The 15,550-nt window shown below is 74.6% G+C and carries 13 protein-coding genes; 3 read left to right on the forward strand and 10 right to left on the reverse strand.

Annotated features, from left to right (window positions below):
* Positions 1–11: 11 nt before the first annotated feature.
* Positions 12–647: an RNA polymerase sigma factor gene (locus tag PVK74_RS07305; protein WP_069088687.1), complete on the reverse strand. Its 636-nt coding sequence runs from the start codon at positions 645–647 to the stop codon at positions 12–14.
* A 496-nt stretch (positions 648–1,143) separates the two neighbouring features.
* Here PVK74_RS07305 and PVK74_RS07310 point away from each other — a divergent pair, with 496 nt between their 5' ends.
* A complete protein-coding gene (locus PVK74_RS07310; protein WP_166455887.1) occupies positions 1,144–2,526 on the forward strand; it encodes a serine/threonine-protein kinase in 1,383 nt (460 codons plus the stop codon).
* 63 nt (positions 2,527–2,589) lie between these two features.
* Here the strand turns inward: PVK74_RS07310 and PVK74_RS07315 are convergent, their stop codons facing one another.
* The 5 genes from PVK74_RS07315 to PVK74_RS07335 all read right to left on the reverse strand — a co-directional run bounded on the left by PVK74_RS07315 (position 2,590) and on the right by PVK74_RS07335 (position 8,689).
* Entirely contained in the window at positions 2,590–5,070 is a 2,481-nt protein-coding gene (locus PVK74_RS07315; RefSeq protein WP_274478604.1) for an ABC transporter permease, read from the reverse strand.
* A gap of 5 nt (positions 5,071–5,075) precedes the next feature.
* Positions 5,076–5,789, reverse strand: a complete 714-nt coding sequence (locus PVK74_RS07320; protein WP_166456103.1) for an ABC transporter ATP-binding protein — start codon at positions 5,787–5,789, stop codon at positions 5,076–5,078.
* Between the two features lie 200 nt (positions 5,790–5,989).
* On the reverse strand, positions 5,990–6,655 hold the full coding sequence (locus tag PVK74_RS07325) for a response regulator (protein WP_043323707.1): 666 nt from the start codon (positions 6,653–6,655) through the stop codon (positions 5,990–5,992).
* Positions 6,652–7,854, reverse strand: a complete 1,203-nt coding sequence (locus tag PVK74_RS07330; RefSeq protein WP_420800517.1) for a sensor histidine kinase — start codon at positions 7,852–7,854, stop codon at positions 6,652–6,654. Before PVK74_RS07330 ends, PVK74_RS07325 begins: the two co-directional genes overlap by 4 nt.
* 139 nt (positions 7,855–7,993) lie before the next feature.
* On the reverse strand, positions 7,994–8,689 hold the full coding sequence (locus tag PVK74_RS07335) for a DUF305 domain-containing protein (protein ID WP_274478606.1): 696 nt from the start codon (positions 8,687–8,689) through the stop codon (positions 7,994–7,996).
* A gap of 147 nt (positions 8,690–8,836) precedes the next feature.
* Between PVK74_RS07335 and PVK74_RS07340 the strand changes: the two genes are divergently transcribed.
* Entirely contained in the window at positions 8,837–10,279 is a 1,443-nt protein-coding gene (locus tag PVK74_RS07340; protein WP_369799352.1) for an LVIVD repeat-containing protein, read from the forward strand.
* Positions 10,280–10,383: 104 nt separating this feature from the next.
* Here the strand turns inward: PVK74_RS07340 and PVK74_RS07345 are convergent, their stop codons facing one another.
* The gene (locus tag PVK74_RS07345) at positions 10,384–11,376 is read right to left on the reverse strand and encodes a carcinine hydrolase/isopenicillin-N N-acyltransferase family protein (protein ID WP_069088584.1); all 993 of its coding nucleotides are present in this window, start codon (positions 11,374–11,376) and stop codon (positions 10,384–10,386) included.
* Between the two features lie 48 nt (positions 11,377–11,424).
* Complete coding sequence (locus tag PVK74_RS07350) at positions 11,425–11,898, reverse strand: DUF1203 domain-containing protein (RefSeq protein WP_166455891.1); 474 nt, start codon at positions 11,896–11,898, stop codon at positions 11,425–11,427.
* Positions 11,899–12,020: 122 nt separating this feature from the next.
* Between PVK74_RS07350 and PVK74_RS07355 the strand changes: the two genes are divergently transcribed.
* Positions 12,021–12,896 (forward strand): transglutaminase domain-containing protein, encoded by an 876-nt coding sequence (locus PVK74_RS07355; protein WP_274478608.1) that lies wholly within the window; start codon positions 12,021–12,023, stop codon positions 12,894–12,896.
* 6 nt (positions 12,897–12,902) lie between these two features.
* Here the strand turns inward: PVK74_RS07355 and PVK74_RS07360 are convergent, their stop codons facing one another.
* Both PVK74_RS07360 and PVK74_RS07365 read right to left on the reverse strand, forming a co-directional pair.
* Positions 12,903–14,513 carry an asparagine synthetase B family protein gene (locus PVK74_RS07360; RefSeq protein ID WP_274478610.1) on the reverse strand — a complete coding sequence of 537 codons (1,611 nt, stop codon included), beginning with the start codon at positions 14,511–14,513 and terminating at the stop codon, positions 12,903–12,905.
* Between the two features lie 4 nt (positions 14,514–14,517).
* Entirely contained in the window at positions 14,518–15,477 is a 960-nt protein-coding gene (locus PVK74_RS07365; protein WP_274478611.1) for a hypothetical protein, read from the reverse strand.
* Positions 15,478–15,550: the final 73 nt, after the last annotated feature.

Consider the following 15,550-nt stretch of genomic DNA (forward strand, 5'->3'; position numbering starts at 1 on the left):
CTCTCCTCACGTCAGCCCTCCGCCGGCTCGGCCTCGGGCGCGTGCGGAACCTGGCGGTCGGTACGGGGACGCGGCGCGAGGGCGCCCCGGGAGTCGTCCGGGGCAGTGTCCGCCGCCGAGCGCTCCAGCATGGCAGCCAGCCGGCGAAGGCCCCGGTGCGCCGCGGTGCGCACGGCTCCGGCCCGCCGTCCCAGCACCCGCCCGGCGGTCTCCGCGTCGAGGCCGATGACGGCCCGCAGCATCACCGCCTCCGCCTCGGCCGGTGGCAGCGTACGGATCAGGGCCAGCGCGCTCTCGGTGGCGATGGCCTCGCCGGCCCGGTCGGCGGTGTCCGCGTCGGCGGCCAGGTCGTTGAGCGCCTGCACCGGCACCGGCACCGACGGACGCCGCCGCTGCCGGCGCAGATGGTCCATGGCCCGGTTGCGGGCGATCGTGACCGCCCAGGCGCGGAACTCGCCACCGGTGAAGGAGGGCAGGTCGCGGGAGATCTGGAGCCATGCCTCGGAGGCCACGTCCTCGGCGTCGGCGCCGACGAGAGCGGTCAGGTAGCGCAGCAGGGCGGGCTGCAGGCTGCGGTAGAGGAACCGGAACGCCTCCTCGTCGCCGGCCTGCGCCGCGGCGACCGCCTCGTTCAGCTCGGCCGTCACGGTCGCCGTCCGGACCGGGTCGTGTGCGGGCACCGGGCACGCCGGGGAGCCAGTGGCCACACCGCCATCCGCACCCCGCCCCCCGGTGAGTTGATCTGACACTCGCACACGGGTGCGATGAGCCATGGACATTGCCGCGCGGCACGGGCGTCGGCGGACATACGGTACCGACGGCTCGGGGCGGCCGGGAGCCGGGCCGACGCCTGGGAACGCGGGGCGCTCCGGCAAGACGTCAGGGCCGGAGGAAGAGAGAGAAATGTCTACGCCCGTCACCGGCGTGTCGAGGTAACGCAACGTACGGAATCGACGCTCCCCGGCGCAACCGATCGCGGCGGGCCCCGCGGGCGGACAGCGACGTGCTGTCACATTCTGGCCGATCGTGCCGGTCCGGTCACGGTGCGCCGATCAGCGTCCCGGCTGCTGGAACGCCCCGCTGAAGGCTTTCGATCCCGCGCCGAGATCGCGGGAAATACTTCGCGCCCGCTGTGGGTACGGTATGGGGGTGCTGTCCTCAGACGTCGTACTCAGCGGTCGGTACCGCCTGGAAGACCGTGTCGCCACCGGCGGCATGGGCGACGTCTGGCGTGCCACCGACCTGGTCCTCGGTCGTCCGGTCGCGGTGAAGGTGCTTCTTCCCGCCCTGGTGTCCGACCCCGACTTCATCGCCCGTTTCCGTTCCGAGGCGCGGATCATGGCCTCGCTGCGCCACCCCGGCGTGGTCCAGGTCTTCGACTGCGGCGAGGACGAGCTGCCCAGCGGCGGCCGGGCCGACTACCTGGTGATGGAGTTCGTCGCCGGTGAGCCGCTGTCGCGGCGGATCGAGGACGCGGGGTGCCTCGAGGTCGCCGAGACCATGTCGATCGTGGCCCAGGTGGCGCAGGCGCTGCACGCGGCGCACGGGCGCGGCATCGTGCACCGCGACGTGAAGCCGAGCAACCTGCTGGTGCAGGACGACGGCACCGTGGTGCTCGTCGACTTCGGGGTGGCCCGCTCGACCAACGTCACGAGCATCACCAGCACCAACGCGGTGCCCGGCACCGCCCTCTACATGGCGCCGGAGCAGGCCGCCGGCCGGCCGGTCTCGGGCGCCACCGACGTGTACGCGCTCGGCGCGGTCGCGTACTGCTGCCTCACCGGCAGCCCGCCGTTCACCGGTGACAACCCGCTGCAGGTGGCCGTACGCCATCTCGACGACGAGCCGCCGGAGCTGCCGGCGGAGATCCCGGCGTCGGTGCGCGAGCTGGTGTCCCGGGCGCTGGCCAAGGACCCGGCCGACCGCTACCCGAGCGCCGCGGCGATGGCCGACGCGGCGCGGGCCGCCCGTACCGACTCACCGACCGCGACGATGGCGCTGCGCGGCGCGGCGGGCCCGGCGCGGTCCCGCGACGACCAGCCGGCGGTCCGGCCGGGCGCCGCGGTGGCGACGTCGCGGCGGCGGGGCCGGCGCGGCACGCTCGTCGGGGCGCTGGGCGCGGTGCTGGTGGCGATGGGCGCGCTGGGCGCGCTGGTGGCCGCCGCCAACGACACCGCCGAACCCGCCACGAAGATCGACAAGACGGCGCCCGCGGTGGCGCCGAGCGACCCGGCCGCGGAGCCGGTCGTCGACGAGCCGACGGCCGGCGACGACTACACCTACCGGCCGGTCGGCCCGGGCGGCCGACCGTCGGCCACGCCGTCGGTGACGCCGAGCGCCTCGACGGTCCCGTCGGCGCAGCCGAGCGTCAGCGAGGAGCCGGCGCCCACCGGCGCGCCGACCACCACGCCGCCCAGCACGCCGGCGACGACGGCGCCCACCACTACGCCGGCACCCGAACCGACCACCGCCGACCCCGGCACCGGCGGCGGTGACACCGGCGGGCAGCCGGCCACCCAACCCTGACCCACGACGAGCCGGCCCCGCCCGCGGCGGAGCCGGCTCCTCGGCGTGTCCGGGCGGTGGTGCTCAGTCCGCGCCGAGCGACGCCACCACCGGCCGGGACAGCGCCCGGCGGGCCGGCAGGACCGAGGCGAGCAGCGCGGCCACCACCGCCACCGCGACGATCAGCCCGATCCGCGCCCAGGGCAGGACGAGCGTGAAGTCCCCGCCGATGCGGGCCACCACTGCCATCGCCCCGGCGGCCGCCCCGGTGCCGAGCGCGATGCCGAGCAGCGTGCCGACGAGCGCGGTGAGCACCGCCTCGACCGCCAGCACACCCCGCATCCCGGCCCGGCTCAGTCCGACCGCGCGCAGCACCGCCGTCTCCCGGGTGCGTTCCACCACGGACAGGCTGAGCGTGTTGGCGACCCCCACGAGCGAGATCACCACGGCGAGGCCGAGCAGCGCGGTGACGAACCCCAGCACCAGGTCGACGGTGCCGGTGAGCATCTTCTTGTACGCGGCCTGGTCCATCACGTTCACCGTCGGGTAGCGCGCCAGCACCGACTCGACGGCGGTCCGGGCCTCGTCGACGCTCACCCCGGCGGCCGGATCCACCTCGGCCAGGTGGCCGCGCACGGCCGGGAACATGGCGGTGAAGTCGGCGTCCAGCACGTCCACCAGGTGCCCTGGGGGCACCGGGCTCCCGGCCAGGATTGGCTCCTCGTCGGCCACCACCGCGGCGACCCGCAACGGCCGCCCGGCGAGCGTGATCGTGGAACCGGCCGTCCAGCCCTTGGTCGCGGCCAGCTCGCGGTGCACCAGCACCGCTCCCGGCCCCAGGCCGGCCGGGTCACCGGCGTCGACGGCGGACAGCGTGCGCCGGACCAGCGCCGGGTGCGCGGCGCGCAGCTGCACGTCGCCGACCACCCGGCTGCGCTGCTCGTGCACCACGCCCAGCTCCGGGCGGGCGGCCAGTTCGCCGGCAACGGTGGCCGGCAGGTCCCCGCCGATGCCGGTGACCAGGAAGTCCACGCCGATCCGGGCGTCCACCGCGCGTTCGATGCCGGACTTGACGCTCGCCGCGCCGACCACGAAGGCGGAGACCAGCCCGATGCCGATCACCATGGCCGTCGCGGTGGCGGCGACCCGGCGCGGGTTGCGCACCGCGTTCGACACGGCCAGCCCGCCGGTGGCGCCGAACGCCGCGCGGAACGGCCCGCCGAGCACCCGTACCAGCGCCGGCACCAGCACCGGGCCGAACGCCACGATGCCGCCGAAGGCCAGCAACCCGCCGGCCGCGACCAGCACCACCTGGCCGGTGGCGCCGGCGCCGGCCAGCGCCGCCACACCGGCGGCGAGCGCCAGCGCGCCGACCGCCAGCCGGATCCGCCCGGCCGGACGGACCGGGTTGACCGCCGCGTCGGTGAGCGCGGCCACCGGGGCGACCCGGGTGCCCTGCCAGGCCGGCAGCGCGGCCGACGCCACGGTGAGCAGCGTCCCCAGCCCCAGCGACAGCAGCAGCGTACGCGGGGTCAGGGTGAGCCCGCCGCCCAGCGGCGCGCCGGTGCCGGCGAGCAGCACGCCGAGGCCGCCGGCCACCGCCGCGCCGGCCAGCACCCCCACGACGGAGGCGAGCAGGCCGGTCACCGCCGCCTCGGACAGCGTGGCCCGGTAGATCTGCCCCCGGGTGGCGCCGACCAGCCGCAGCAGCGCGGTACGCCGGGAGCGCTGGGCGAGCACGATAGCGAAGGTGTTGGCGATCACGAAGCCGGCCACCACCACCGCGACGGCGGCGAACGTGCCCAGCAGCATGCCGAACTGCCGCAGGTCGCGTACCGCGTCGTCGACGGCCGCGTCGAGGATGGCGTCGCGGTCCCGGACCGTCACGTCCGGTCCCACCACGGCGCGGATCCGGTCGGCCAGCGCCGCCGTGTCCACCCCGGCACGGGCCGCCACCATGATCCGGCCGTAGCCCTTCTCGCCGCTGACGGCCAGCGCGTCCGGGCCGGTCAGCCCGATGTAGGGGCCGCCGACGTCGCGGGAGCTGCCGTCCACGTCGACGGTGCCGACAAGCGTGTACGGCCGGGCCGCGCCGTCGCGTCCGCCGATCGACACCGGGCCGCCGACGGTGAAGCGCTCCTCGGCGACGGTCTCGTCGTCGAGCACCACCTCGCCGGGGCGCTGCGGCAGCCGCCCGGCCACCACGTCGTAGGACTGCAGGGCCGCCTCGGTGGGGACGGCGGCGAGCACCGCGTAGCCGAGCACGGGACGGCCGTCGGCGCCGACCACCCCGGCGGAGCCGGTCAGCTCGCCCGCGGCGGCGGCCACCCCGTCGAGGGCGCGTACCCGGTCCACGAGCGCCGGGGGCAGCGGGTCGCTCTCGGCGTACGCGGCCAGGTCGGTGTGTCTGTCGAACTCACCGGCGCGCTCGTACGCCCCGGCGCGCATGCCGTCGGTGAACATCAGCGTGCCGGCGACGAACGCGACGCCGAGCACGATCGCCAGTGAGGACAGCAGCAGGCGCAGGCCGTCGGCGCGGACCTGGCGCAGGGTCAGGCGCAGCATCCCGGTCACCGCCCTGCCGGCGCGACGGCCGGGTCGAGCCGGCTGAGCGCGTCCCGGACCGCGCCGACCGTGGGCGCGTGCAGCTCGTCGACCAGCCGGCCGTCGGCCAGGAAGACCACCCGGTCGGCGTACGCGGCGGCGGCCGGGTCGTGGGTGACCATGACGACGGTCTGACCGAGCATGTCCACCGCCTCGCGCAGCAGCCGCAGCACCTCGGCGCCGGAACGCGAGTCGAGGTTGCCGGTCGGCTCGTCGGCGAAGATCACCCAGGGCCGGGTGATCAGCGCGCGGGCCACCGCGACGCGCTGCTGCTGCCCGCCGGACAGCTCCGCCGGGCGGTGCCCGAGGCGGTCGGTCAGGCCCACCGCGGCCACCACCTGCCCCAGCCACGCCGGGTCCGGGCGACGGCCGGCGATCGCCAGCGGCAGGACGATGTTCTCCTGCGCGCTGAGCGTGGGCAGCAGGTTGAACTTCTGGAAGACGAAGCCGATCCGGTCCCGGCGCAGCCGGGTGAGCCGCCGGTCGTCCAGGCGCGTCAGGTCGGCGTCACCGATGTGCACCGCCCCGGCGGTCGGCCGGTCGAGGCCGGCGAGGCAGTGCAGCAGGGTGGACTTGCCGGAGCCGGACGGGCCCATGACGGCGGTGAACCGGGCGGCGGCCAGGTCGAGGTCGACGCCGTCGAGCGCGACGACGCGGGACTGCCCGGCGCCGTACTCCATGCGCAGCGCGCGGGCGGCGAGGGCGACGCCGGTGGTCGGTGGTGCGGACACTGAGGTGCTCCTGTCGGACACGGCTTTTCTGACAGTTCCGACGCTAGGGGCGGCACCACCTGGTTGATCTCCACCTGCGCGCTCGACCTCGATGCGACGGAGGTCGTCCCCCACCGGGGAAACCCGTACGACCTGAGGCGTACGCCGGGTCAGCCGCCGGGCGTGATCAGGCCGCTCTCGTACGCCAGGACGACCGCCTGGACCCGGTCGCGCAGCTGGAGCTTGGCCAGGATGCGGCCGACGTGGGTCTTCACCGTCGCCTCCGCGACGTGCACCCGGGCGGCGATCTCGGCGTTGGAGAGCCCCTGCGCCACCAGCAGCAGCACCTCCCGTTCCCGCTCGGTGAGCTGGGCCAGCCGGGGATCGGCGGCCGGCGCGGGGCCGAGCTGCCCGGCGAACCGGTCGAGCAGCCGCCGGGTGATCGACGGGGCCACCACCGAGTCGCCCTGGGCGACCACCCGGATCGCGGCCATGAGCTCCTCCGGCGGCACGTTCTTGAGCAGGAACCCGCTCGCCCCGGCGCGCAGCGCGGCGAACGCGTCGGCCTCCGTGTCGAACGTGGTCAGCGCCAGCACGCGGGGGCGCCCGTCGTCGCGCCGGGCACAGATCCGCCGGGTCGCCTCCACCCCGTCCATGGTCGGCATGCGCAGGTCCATCACCACCACGTCGACGGCGACCCGGTCCAGCACCCGCAGCGCGTCCGCGCCGTCGATGGCCTCGGCGACCACCGCCAGGTCGGGCTGGGAGTCGAGCACCATCCGGAACCCGGCGCGTACCAGCGCCTGGTCGTCGACGATCATCACCCGTACCGTCACGCCGCCGCGCTCCCTTCCCCGGTGCCGGCCGCCGGGGCCAGCGGCAGCCGCGCCCGCACCCGCCAGCCACCGGCAAGTGTGGGTCCGGCGGCGAGGCTGCCGTCGTACACCCCGACCCGTTCCCGCATGCCGACCAGGCCGTGACCGCCGGACGGCGCCGGGCCGTCGACCGGACGGCCGCGCCCGTCGTCCACGGCGCGGATCACGACGGCGTCGGCGCTCCAGTCCAGCGTCAGCTCCACCGACGCGCCGACGCCCGCGTGCTTGAGCGTGTTGGTCAGGCTCTCCTGCACCACCCGGTAGACGGTCAGCTCCAGGCCGGGGGGCAGCGGCGGCGGCGCGCCGGCGCCGCCGCAGGCGACCCGCAGCCCGGCGGCGCGGAACCGGTCGAGCAACGCGGGCAGCTCCACCAGCGCGGGCCGGCGGTGCGCGGGCCCGTCCGCCGGGTCCGGCTGCGTCGCTGTGGGTTCCCGCAGTACGCCGACCAGCCGCCGCATCTCCTCCAGCGCCGCCCGGCCGGTGTCCGCCACCACCTTGGCCGCCTCGCGGGCGGTGGCCGGATCCCGGTCGAGCGTGAACCGCACCCCGTCGGCCTGCACGATCATCACGGCCATGCTGTGGGCGACCACGTCGTGCAGCTCGCGGGCGATCCGGGTGCGCTCCTCGGCGACCGCGGCCCGCGCCTGCGCCTCCCGTTCCCGTTCCAGCGTCGCGGCCCGGTCCTCCAGGCTGAGCACGTAGAGCCGGCGGGTCCGCAGGTTCAGCCCGGCCAGCCAGACCGCGCCGACGATCAGGGCGTAGAAGAACGCGCCCATCCACCAGGGCCCGGCGCCGGGCGTCTGGAGCGCGGCGAGCACCCCGCCGAGCACGGCGACGACCCCGGCCACGATGCCGTCACGGAGCCGGTCGGCGTACTTGACCACGCTGTAGAGGGCGATCAGCACGGCGATGTCGTAGGCGAGCGGACCCCAGCCGGCGATCACCTGGACCAGCGCGAGCGCGGCCACCGCGGCGGCGACCGCCGTCGGGTGGGTACGCCGGAAGAACACCGCCACCGCCGCCGCCAGCCCGACCGCGAACGCCGGTACGCCGATCTGGCCGGCGACGTACGCGGAGACGGCGAAGAACACGACCAGCCCGCAGACGGCGGTGTCGAAGGCGATGCCGCGCAGCGGACGGCCGAGGATGAGGCGAGCCACGATTCCCCAGCCTAGGCCCGCTCTCCCCACCCCTCCCCCGCCGCCCCACCTCGCGGTGATCATGAGGTTGACGGGCGTCGTCGTCCGATTTGTCGCCGCCAACCTCATGATCACCGCGAGGATCGGCGGGGTGCGGGGGTCAGGAGAGCAGGAGGGCTCGCATGCGGGTGATCTCGGCGGACTGCTCGACGGCCACGCCGGTGGCGAACTCCTGCATGGACTGGTCGGCGCCGACCTTCAGCAGGTCGGTGGACATCACGATCGCGCCCTGGTGGTGATCGGTCATCATCCGCACGAACATCCGGTCGAACGCCGCGCCCCTTGCGTCGGCGAGCTGCCGCATCGCCTCGGCGGACTGCATCCCGCGCATGCTGCCGTGGTCGTGCCCCGGCACGTCGGCGGGCAGGTCGCGGGTGCTGAGCCAGGCACGCAGCAGGCCGACCTCCGGCCCCTGGGCGGCGCGGATCCGCTCGGCCACGGCGCGGATGCGGGGGTCGGCGGCCCGGTCGGGGGCGAGCGTCGCCATCTCCAGCGCCTGCTCGTGGTGCGGGATCATCATCCGGACGTACCAGACGTCGAGGCTGTTGAACCGGGGCGTCGACGCTGCCCGCACCTGATCGGGCGCACGGGTGGCGGCCGACTCCCCCGGGCGGCCGGGGACCAGCAGCGGCGGCGCCGAGGTGGTGGCGCTCGGGCTCGGCGCGCCCGTCGCGGCGTTGCCCGCCGCGGCCTCGGGCCGGGTGTCGTCGCGCCCGGCGAGCGCCAGCCCGCCGATCACCACGAGCATGACGAGCGCTGTGACGCCCACCCACACGCGCGCCTGCCGGCTGGTCATACGACGCCTCCTCCGGTCAAGGTGAAGGCGATCCTATACATAGATAAAAGTTCCCCAGTGTGACCCAGGTCACATTGATGACGGTCTCCGATAGGTAAGGTTTGGCGAATCATCATCCCCTTTCGAAGGGTGTTGCCGGTGATCAGCATCCGCACGTCCCGCACCCGCATCATCAGCCTCGCCGCCGCCGGCCTGCTGCTCGCCGGCGTGGTCGCCGCGCCGCCGAGCAGCGCCCAGGAGATCCCCCGCGCCCAGGCCGCGCCGGCCACCGTGGACAGCGCCGTCCCCGGTGTCGACGAGATCTCCAGCAGCCCCAACCTGCGGCAGGTGGCCAACCTGCCGAAGCAGGCGCCGTTCGACACCACCGCAGCCCTCGGCACCGACATCGCCTTCCAGGGGCGGTACGCGTTCGTCGGCAACTACGACGGGTTCGTCATCTACGACATCCTCCGGCCGAGCCGCCCGACGATCGTGTCGCAGGTGCTCTGCCCCGGCTCGCAGAACGACATCTCGGTCCACGGCGACCTGCTCTTCCTGTCCACCGACTCCTCCCGCAGCGACGACTCCTGCGCCAGCACCAGCCAGCCGGCGTCGGTGAAGGAGTCCTGGGAGGGCATCAAGATCTTCGACATCCGCGACAAGCGCAACCCGCGCTACATCAAGTCGGTCGAGACGGCATGCGGCTCGCACACCCACACGCTCGTGCCCGGCAAGGACAAGCGCAACGTCTACCTGTACGTCTCGTCGTACAGCCCGCGCGCCGACTTCCCGGACTGCCAGCCGCCGCACGACTCCATCTCCATCGTCAAGGTGCCGGTGAAGAACCCCACCACCGCCTCCGTGGTGGCCACGCCGAACCTGTTCCCGGACGGCGGCTACCCGGGCATCCCCGGTCAGTCGTCGGCCACCACCGGCTGCCACGACATCACCGCGTACCCGGCGAAGGACCTGGCCGCCGGCGCGTGCATGGGTGACGGCATCCTGCTGGACATCAAGGACCGTGAGGCGCCCCGGGTGATCGAGCGGGTGACCGACGCCGAGAACTTCGCGTTCTGGCACTCGGCCACGTTCAACAACTCCGGCACCAAGGTCGTCTTCACCGACGAGCTGGGCGGCGGCGGCGCGGCCACCTGCAACGAGGTGGTCGGCCCGAACCGTGGCGCGGACGCCATCTACGACATCACCGGCCGCGGCAACGCCCGCAAGCTGGAATTCCGCAGCTACTACAAGATCCCGCGCGTCAACGCCGACACCGAGAACTGCGTGGCCCACAACGGCTCGCTGATCCCGGTGCCCGGCCGCGACATCATGGTGCAGGCGTGGTACCAGGGCGGCATCTCGGTGTGGGACTTCACCAACTCCCGCAAGCCGACCGAGATCGCCTACTGGGAGCGCGGTCCGCTGGACGCCACGCAGCTGCGTACCGGCGGGTCCTGGTCGGCGTACTGGTACAACGGCCACATCTACTCCAGCGACATCCAGAAGGGACTGGACGTGCTGGAGCTGCGTGACCCGCGTACCTGGCTGGCGCAGTTCCTGCTGGTTCCCGAGCTGAACGTGCAGACCCAGGCGGGCTACCTGAGCTGGTGACCCGCTGACCCGTCCCGGGCCCGGCGCTCCCCTCGCGGGGGCCGCCGGGCCCGGTGCGTTGTCAGCGCCGACGACCTCGGCCGGAGCGGTCCACCCGGCCCGGATCAGCTCATCGGCAGGCGGTAGTCACGGGTGCCGCCACCGGCCGTGACCACCCGCACCTCGCCGCTGCGCAGCCCGTACGTGACCGACCAGCGGGTGTGCGACTGGCGTACCGCGTTCAGCAGCCGCAGCGCCCCGGCCGCGTCGACCACCCCACCGGCACGGTCCAGTTCCTTCGCCAGCACCCCGTACCTGCGGTCCTGGCGCAGTTCCCGGTCCGGCACACCGACGGCCGGCACGTTCGTCAGGGCCTGCCACGGGCCGCTGCGCCGGTCCACAGTCATCTTCCCGTCGACGAACTCCACCACCGCCGACGTGCCGGTCGCGTCGGCCAGCAGGTAGTGCAGCGGCGGCCCGCCGTCGAAGTCCAGGTTGTAGCGCTTGAACACGGCGACCGCCTCGTCCACGGTCGCGGCCGAGTCGAGCACCAGGCGCAGGATGCGCACCGAGCCCACCTTCGGCAGTCCCGGCACCGGCTCGGCGCGCGCCCCGTCGTCGGCGGCCAGCCCGACCGCGAGACCCCGCTCGTTCATGCCGTCGAACGGCAGCAGCGGCGCGTCCAGCAGCCGCCGGTCCCCCGTCGGGTCGGCGGCCACCCCCAGGTAGGAGATGTCGACCAGCGAGATCGAGGCGTACCCGTCCGGCGGGTCGGTGCGCAGCACCAGCGCGGGGTTCGGCTCCCAGTCGAAGTTGCGGGCGAACACCGGCCGCTCCCGATCGCCGAGCGCGGCGAACAGCGAGCAGCCGAACGGGCTCGGCGGCGTCGACCCGGCCAGCCCGGCGGTCGGGTCGTAGTCGCCGTCGTACGTCATCTCGTACATCGGCAGGTCGTCGATCTTGCGGAGGCTGGCCAGCGTCCGTTCGACCTGGCCCGGGTCCTGCCGGGAGGCGGTGGGCGAGCCGGCCGCGGCCGGCGGGTCGGACCGGCGGCTCTCCCCGCAGGCCGTGCCGAGCAGGAGCAACGCGAGCCCGCCGGCGATGAGGGTCCTCCGCATGACAGCGACGCTAGAAGAGGCGTCCGCCGATGTCCATCCGGGACCCGGTCAACTCCGCACGACAGCGAACATCCAGCAGCCGTACACGACGTTGCGGCTGTGCAGCAGGTCCACCGCCGGGTCGGCGAACAGCTCCGCGACCACCGCCTCCGGGTCGCCGCCGTCGTGTCGCCGTCCGCCCACGATGCGACCCCGGCTGTCGTACGCGCGCAGCACCTGCTCCCGTCCGCGCCACTGGGACGGGTACGCCGTCACGTCGTGCGGGCCGGCGCATTCGGCGGCGTGCGCGAACACCGGTCCCACCTCGCGGTACGGGCTCGGCGGCAGCGGCGGGGCGTACCCGAACAGCAGCAGCGTCTCGTCCGGCCGGGCGTCGCGCAGGCAGCAGCGCAGCGGCTCGCCCCCGGTGGCGTGCAGGTGCTCGGGCGGCTGCCCGGTGGCGTCGCGGCCGGTGCGGCGCAGCTCGGCGAGCGTCCCCGCGGGCAGCGGGCGGATCCGGAACGCGGTACGGGTGGTCGTCACGGTCCCAGCCTGGCGCGGCCCGGACCGCGGCGCTGGCGGTGATCGGACCTGGCATTCGGGCGCCGCGAGATTGCGCGCCGAGCGGGCACCCGCCGGCCGCGTCCCGCGCCGACAATGGCCGGATGGACGTCGACGACTACCGGACCCACTCCCCGTACAGCGATCCCCGCCACCACGCGGCGCTGCTCGACGCCGTGCCGGCTGACCTGCCCACCGTCGCGGCGACCGCCCGCAACGTGATCATCCACTACCGGGCCGGCGGGGTGGAGCTGCCGGACGTCCGCCAGGCCGAGGTGAATCTGCGCTGGACGGACCGCATCCTCGACGCCGACCAGTCCCGGTTCCCGCTGCCGCTGACCGCCGAGCGCCCGGCCGCCGAGCGGGTCGCCGGGTGCTGCCGGGACCACACGCTGCTCACCGTCGCGGCGCTGCGCCAGCACGGCGTCCCGGCCCGCAGCCGGGTCGGGTTCGTGAGCTACTTCGAGCCCGGCTGGCACCACGACCATGTGCTCGCCGAGTGGTGGGACGGCGAGCGGTGGGTCTGGTCCGACCCCGAGCTGGACCCGGCCGGCGACCGTCCGTTCGACGGCTACGACATCGACCCGGAGGCCGGGCACTTCGAGTCGGCGGCCCGGGTGTGGCTGGCGTACCGGGCGGGCCGGCTCGACCCGGACACCTACGGCGTGGACCCGTCGCTGCCGATCCGGGGCGACTGGTTCATCCACGACTACGTGCTGCTGGAACTGGCCCACCGGCACAAGGACGAGGTGCTGCTCTGGGACGGGTTCGGGGCGATGACCGAGGACCTGACCGGCGCCGACCTCACGCTCGTCGACGAGGTCGCCGCGCTGCTGGTGGCCGCCGACCACGGCGACGCCGCCGCCGCGCGGGAGCTGGCCCGGCGGTACGCCTCGGACGCCCGGCTGCGTCCGGGCCCGACGGTGCACTGCATGGACCCGGTCACCGGCGTGGGCGCCGACGTGGACCTGCGGCACTGACCGGGCTCACCCGGGCAGGGGCGCCTCGTCGCCTCGGGTGCGGCGCGGGTTGACCAGCCGCCGGACCATCGGCGCGGCGTTCCACCGGGCCGCGCCGACCAGGTCCCGGGCGTGTTCCAGCACGGTGTAGTCGGGCCGGGCCATGCCCTCGGCGATGGCCCGGTCGAGGTCGTTGCCGCAGCGGGTGAGCACGCTGTCGAAGTCACGGCGGACCGGTTCCAGCAGGTCGTAGCCGAAGGAGCGGTGCAGCCGGGCGAACAGCGGCTTGTAGAGGCGGGCCCGCTCGTGCAGTCCCGACGAGTACGACATCGGGTTCTTCGGCCGCTGCCGGACGTAGGCAGGCAGCAGGTCGGCGAAGGCCTGCCGGACGATCCACTTCTCCTGCCCGTCGCGCAGCTTGAGGTCCAGCGGCAGCCGCATGGCCAGCTCGACGACGCTGAGGTCGAGGAACGGCACCCGGGCCTCCACCCCGTGCGCCATGCTGGCCCGGTCCACCCGTTGCAGCTCGGTCCGGCACAGGTTGCGGATCTTGTGCAGGAACAGCCGGCGGGACCGCTCCGGCCCGACCTGGTGGTACATCGGATAGCCGCCGAACAGCTCGTCGGAGCCGTCGCCGGTGAGCACCACCCGTACGCCCAGCTCGCGCAGCCGCCGGAAGATCGGCACCGAGACGACAGCGTTGATGATGTCGCCGTATTCGGTCAGCTCGGAGACCCGGATCGCCTCGCGTACGTCGGCCAGCCGGATGTCACGCGGGCGCAGCTCGACCACCTCGTGCGGCACGCCGAGGTCGGCGGCGAGCCGCCGGGCGTACGCGACGTCGGGGCTCTCCGGCACGCCGATGGTGACCGCCACGCAGTCCGGGTGCAGTTCCCGGGCGTGCAGCAGCGCCAGCGAGCTGTCCAGGCCGCCGGAGAGCACCACGCCGACGGTGAGGTCGGTGTCCAGCCGGGCCCGCATCGCGTCGGTGAGCGCGATGCGGACCAGCAGGGCCGCCTCGTCCGGGTCGTCGATCACCGGCAGGCCGTCGCCGAGGGTGAGCAGGTCGACGTGCGGGCGCGGCCGGACCGGTTCGCCGGGCTCGACCCAGCCGTGATGCCCGGGCGCCACCTCGCCGATCGGCGCGCCGTGCCCGACGAGCGCCTTGACCTCGGAGGCGAGGTGCAGGCAGCCGGGCAGGCGGGACCAGTACAGCGGCTTGACCCCGAGCGGGTCCCGGGCCAGGTACGCCCGACCGCTGTCCCGCTCGACGATCACGAACGCGTACTCCCCGCGCAGCCGGCGTACCGCGTTCTCGCCCCACTGGCGGAACGCGGTCAGCACGACCTCCGTATCGCCGGTGGTGCGGAACTCGTGCCCGAGCCGGGTCAGCTCGGCGCGCAGCTCGTGGTGGTTGAAGATCTCGCCGTTGTAGCAGAGCAGGTGCCGCTCGTCCGGCGACATCCAGGGCTGGACGGACCGTTCCCGGTCCACGATCTTCAGCCGCCGCACGCCGGCCAGGAGGCCGTTCTCCTGGCGGGTCTCGGTGACCTCACCGCGCGACGCGAGCGCGGCGAGCATCCGGCGGAAGGTCGCCGGGTCGGCCTCGGGGCCGATGCTCAGCGCGATGCCGCACACCGGGTCACACCCCCATCTCGGCCTCGTACGCCCGCCGGTAGCGGCGGCGGGCGTCCGGGGCGAGACACACGTGCCAGGCCTGTCCCTCGTCGACCACGTTCACCTCACCGGCGTCCTGGCGGGCCAGGAGCAGCCCGGCGAGAGCCGAACGGGCGCCGAAGCGCTCGTACCACTCCAGCTCGACGTCGGCGGCCCAGCCGAGACAGTGCCCGCTGGGCACCATCGCGGCGTACCCCAGGCGCCGCAGCCGGTACTGGTGCTCGGCGCTGCGGGCCAGGCTGGTCACCCAGAGCGGCGGCGTGCGGTCCGGTGCGACGGCCGCGAACTCCCGGGCCAGGTCGTTGAGGAACGCGATCATCTCGCGGCGGGCCCGGCGGAACAGCAGGCCGGCGGTACGCGGGGTGGCGGCCGGAAGCAGCCGGCGGCGCACCGCGCGCAGGCCCCGCCCCACGACGGTGGCGGGCTGCTCCTGATAGCGGAACTCGATCAGCCCGCGCCGGCGCAGCCACTCCAGGTCGACGAGTTCGGCGCTGGTGCGGACCTGGTCGTCGGTGAGGAACGTCGGGGCGTCCCGCCACCAGAGCACGTCGACGCGGGAGAGCAGGTAGATCCGCACCAGCGCGGTGAGGTCCTGCGCCGAGCTGCGCGCGTTTGGCTGGTAGCGGGCCATCTCCAGCAGCAGCGTCTCCCGGGCCCCGATCAGCCCCTGGGGCGTGGCGTCGAGGACGGCGGCGATGGCGGGTTCGCGCAGCCGCTGGTCGAGCAGCACCTGGCGGGCGGTGGCCGACGGCGCGTCGGCGAGCGCGCCCACCTCGACCAGGAGGTCCGCCACCGCCGCCCGGTACGCGGACAGGTCCGGGACGGCGTCGGCGCGCCGGCCGGCTGCGGGCACCCGGCGGGCGGGAGCGGTGGACGTGGCGGCGGGACCGGGCTGGCGACCGGGGCTGCGGCTGGGCACTCGCATGGTCTCCGTCCCCTCTCGGTCGGGACACGGCGTGATGGGATCTGCGCACACCGTAAGTACCAAAGAGGGTGAG

It is taken from the genome of Micromonospora chalcea, from assembly GCF_028768405.1.
GTDB classification, from domain to species: domain Bacteria; phylum Actinomycetota; class Actinomycetes; order Mycobacteriales; family Micromonosporaceae; genus Micromonospora; species Micromonospora chalcea.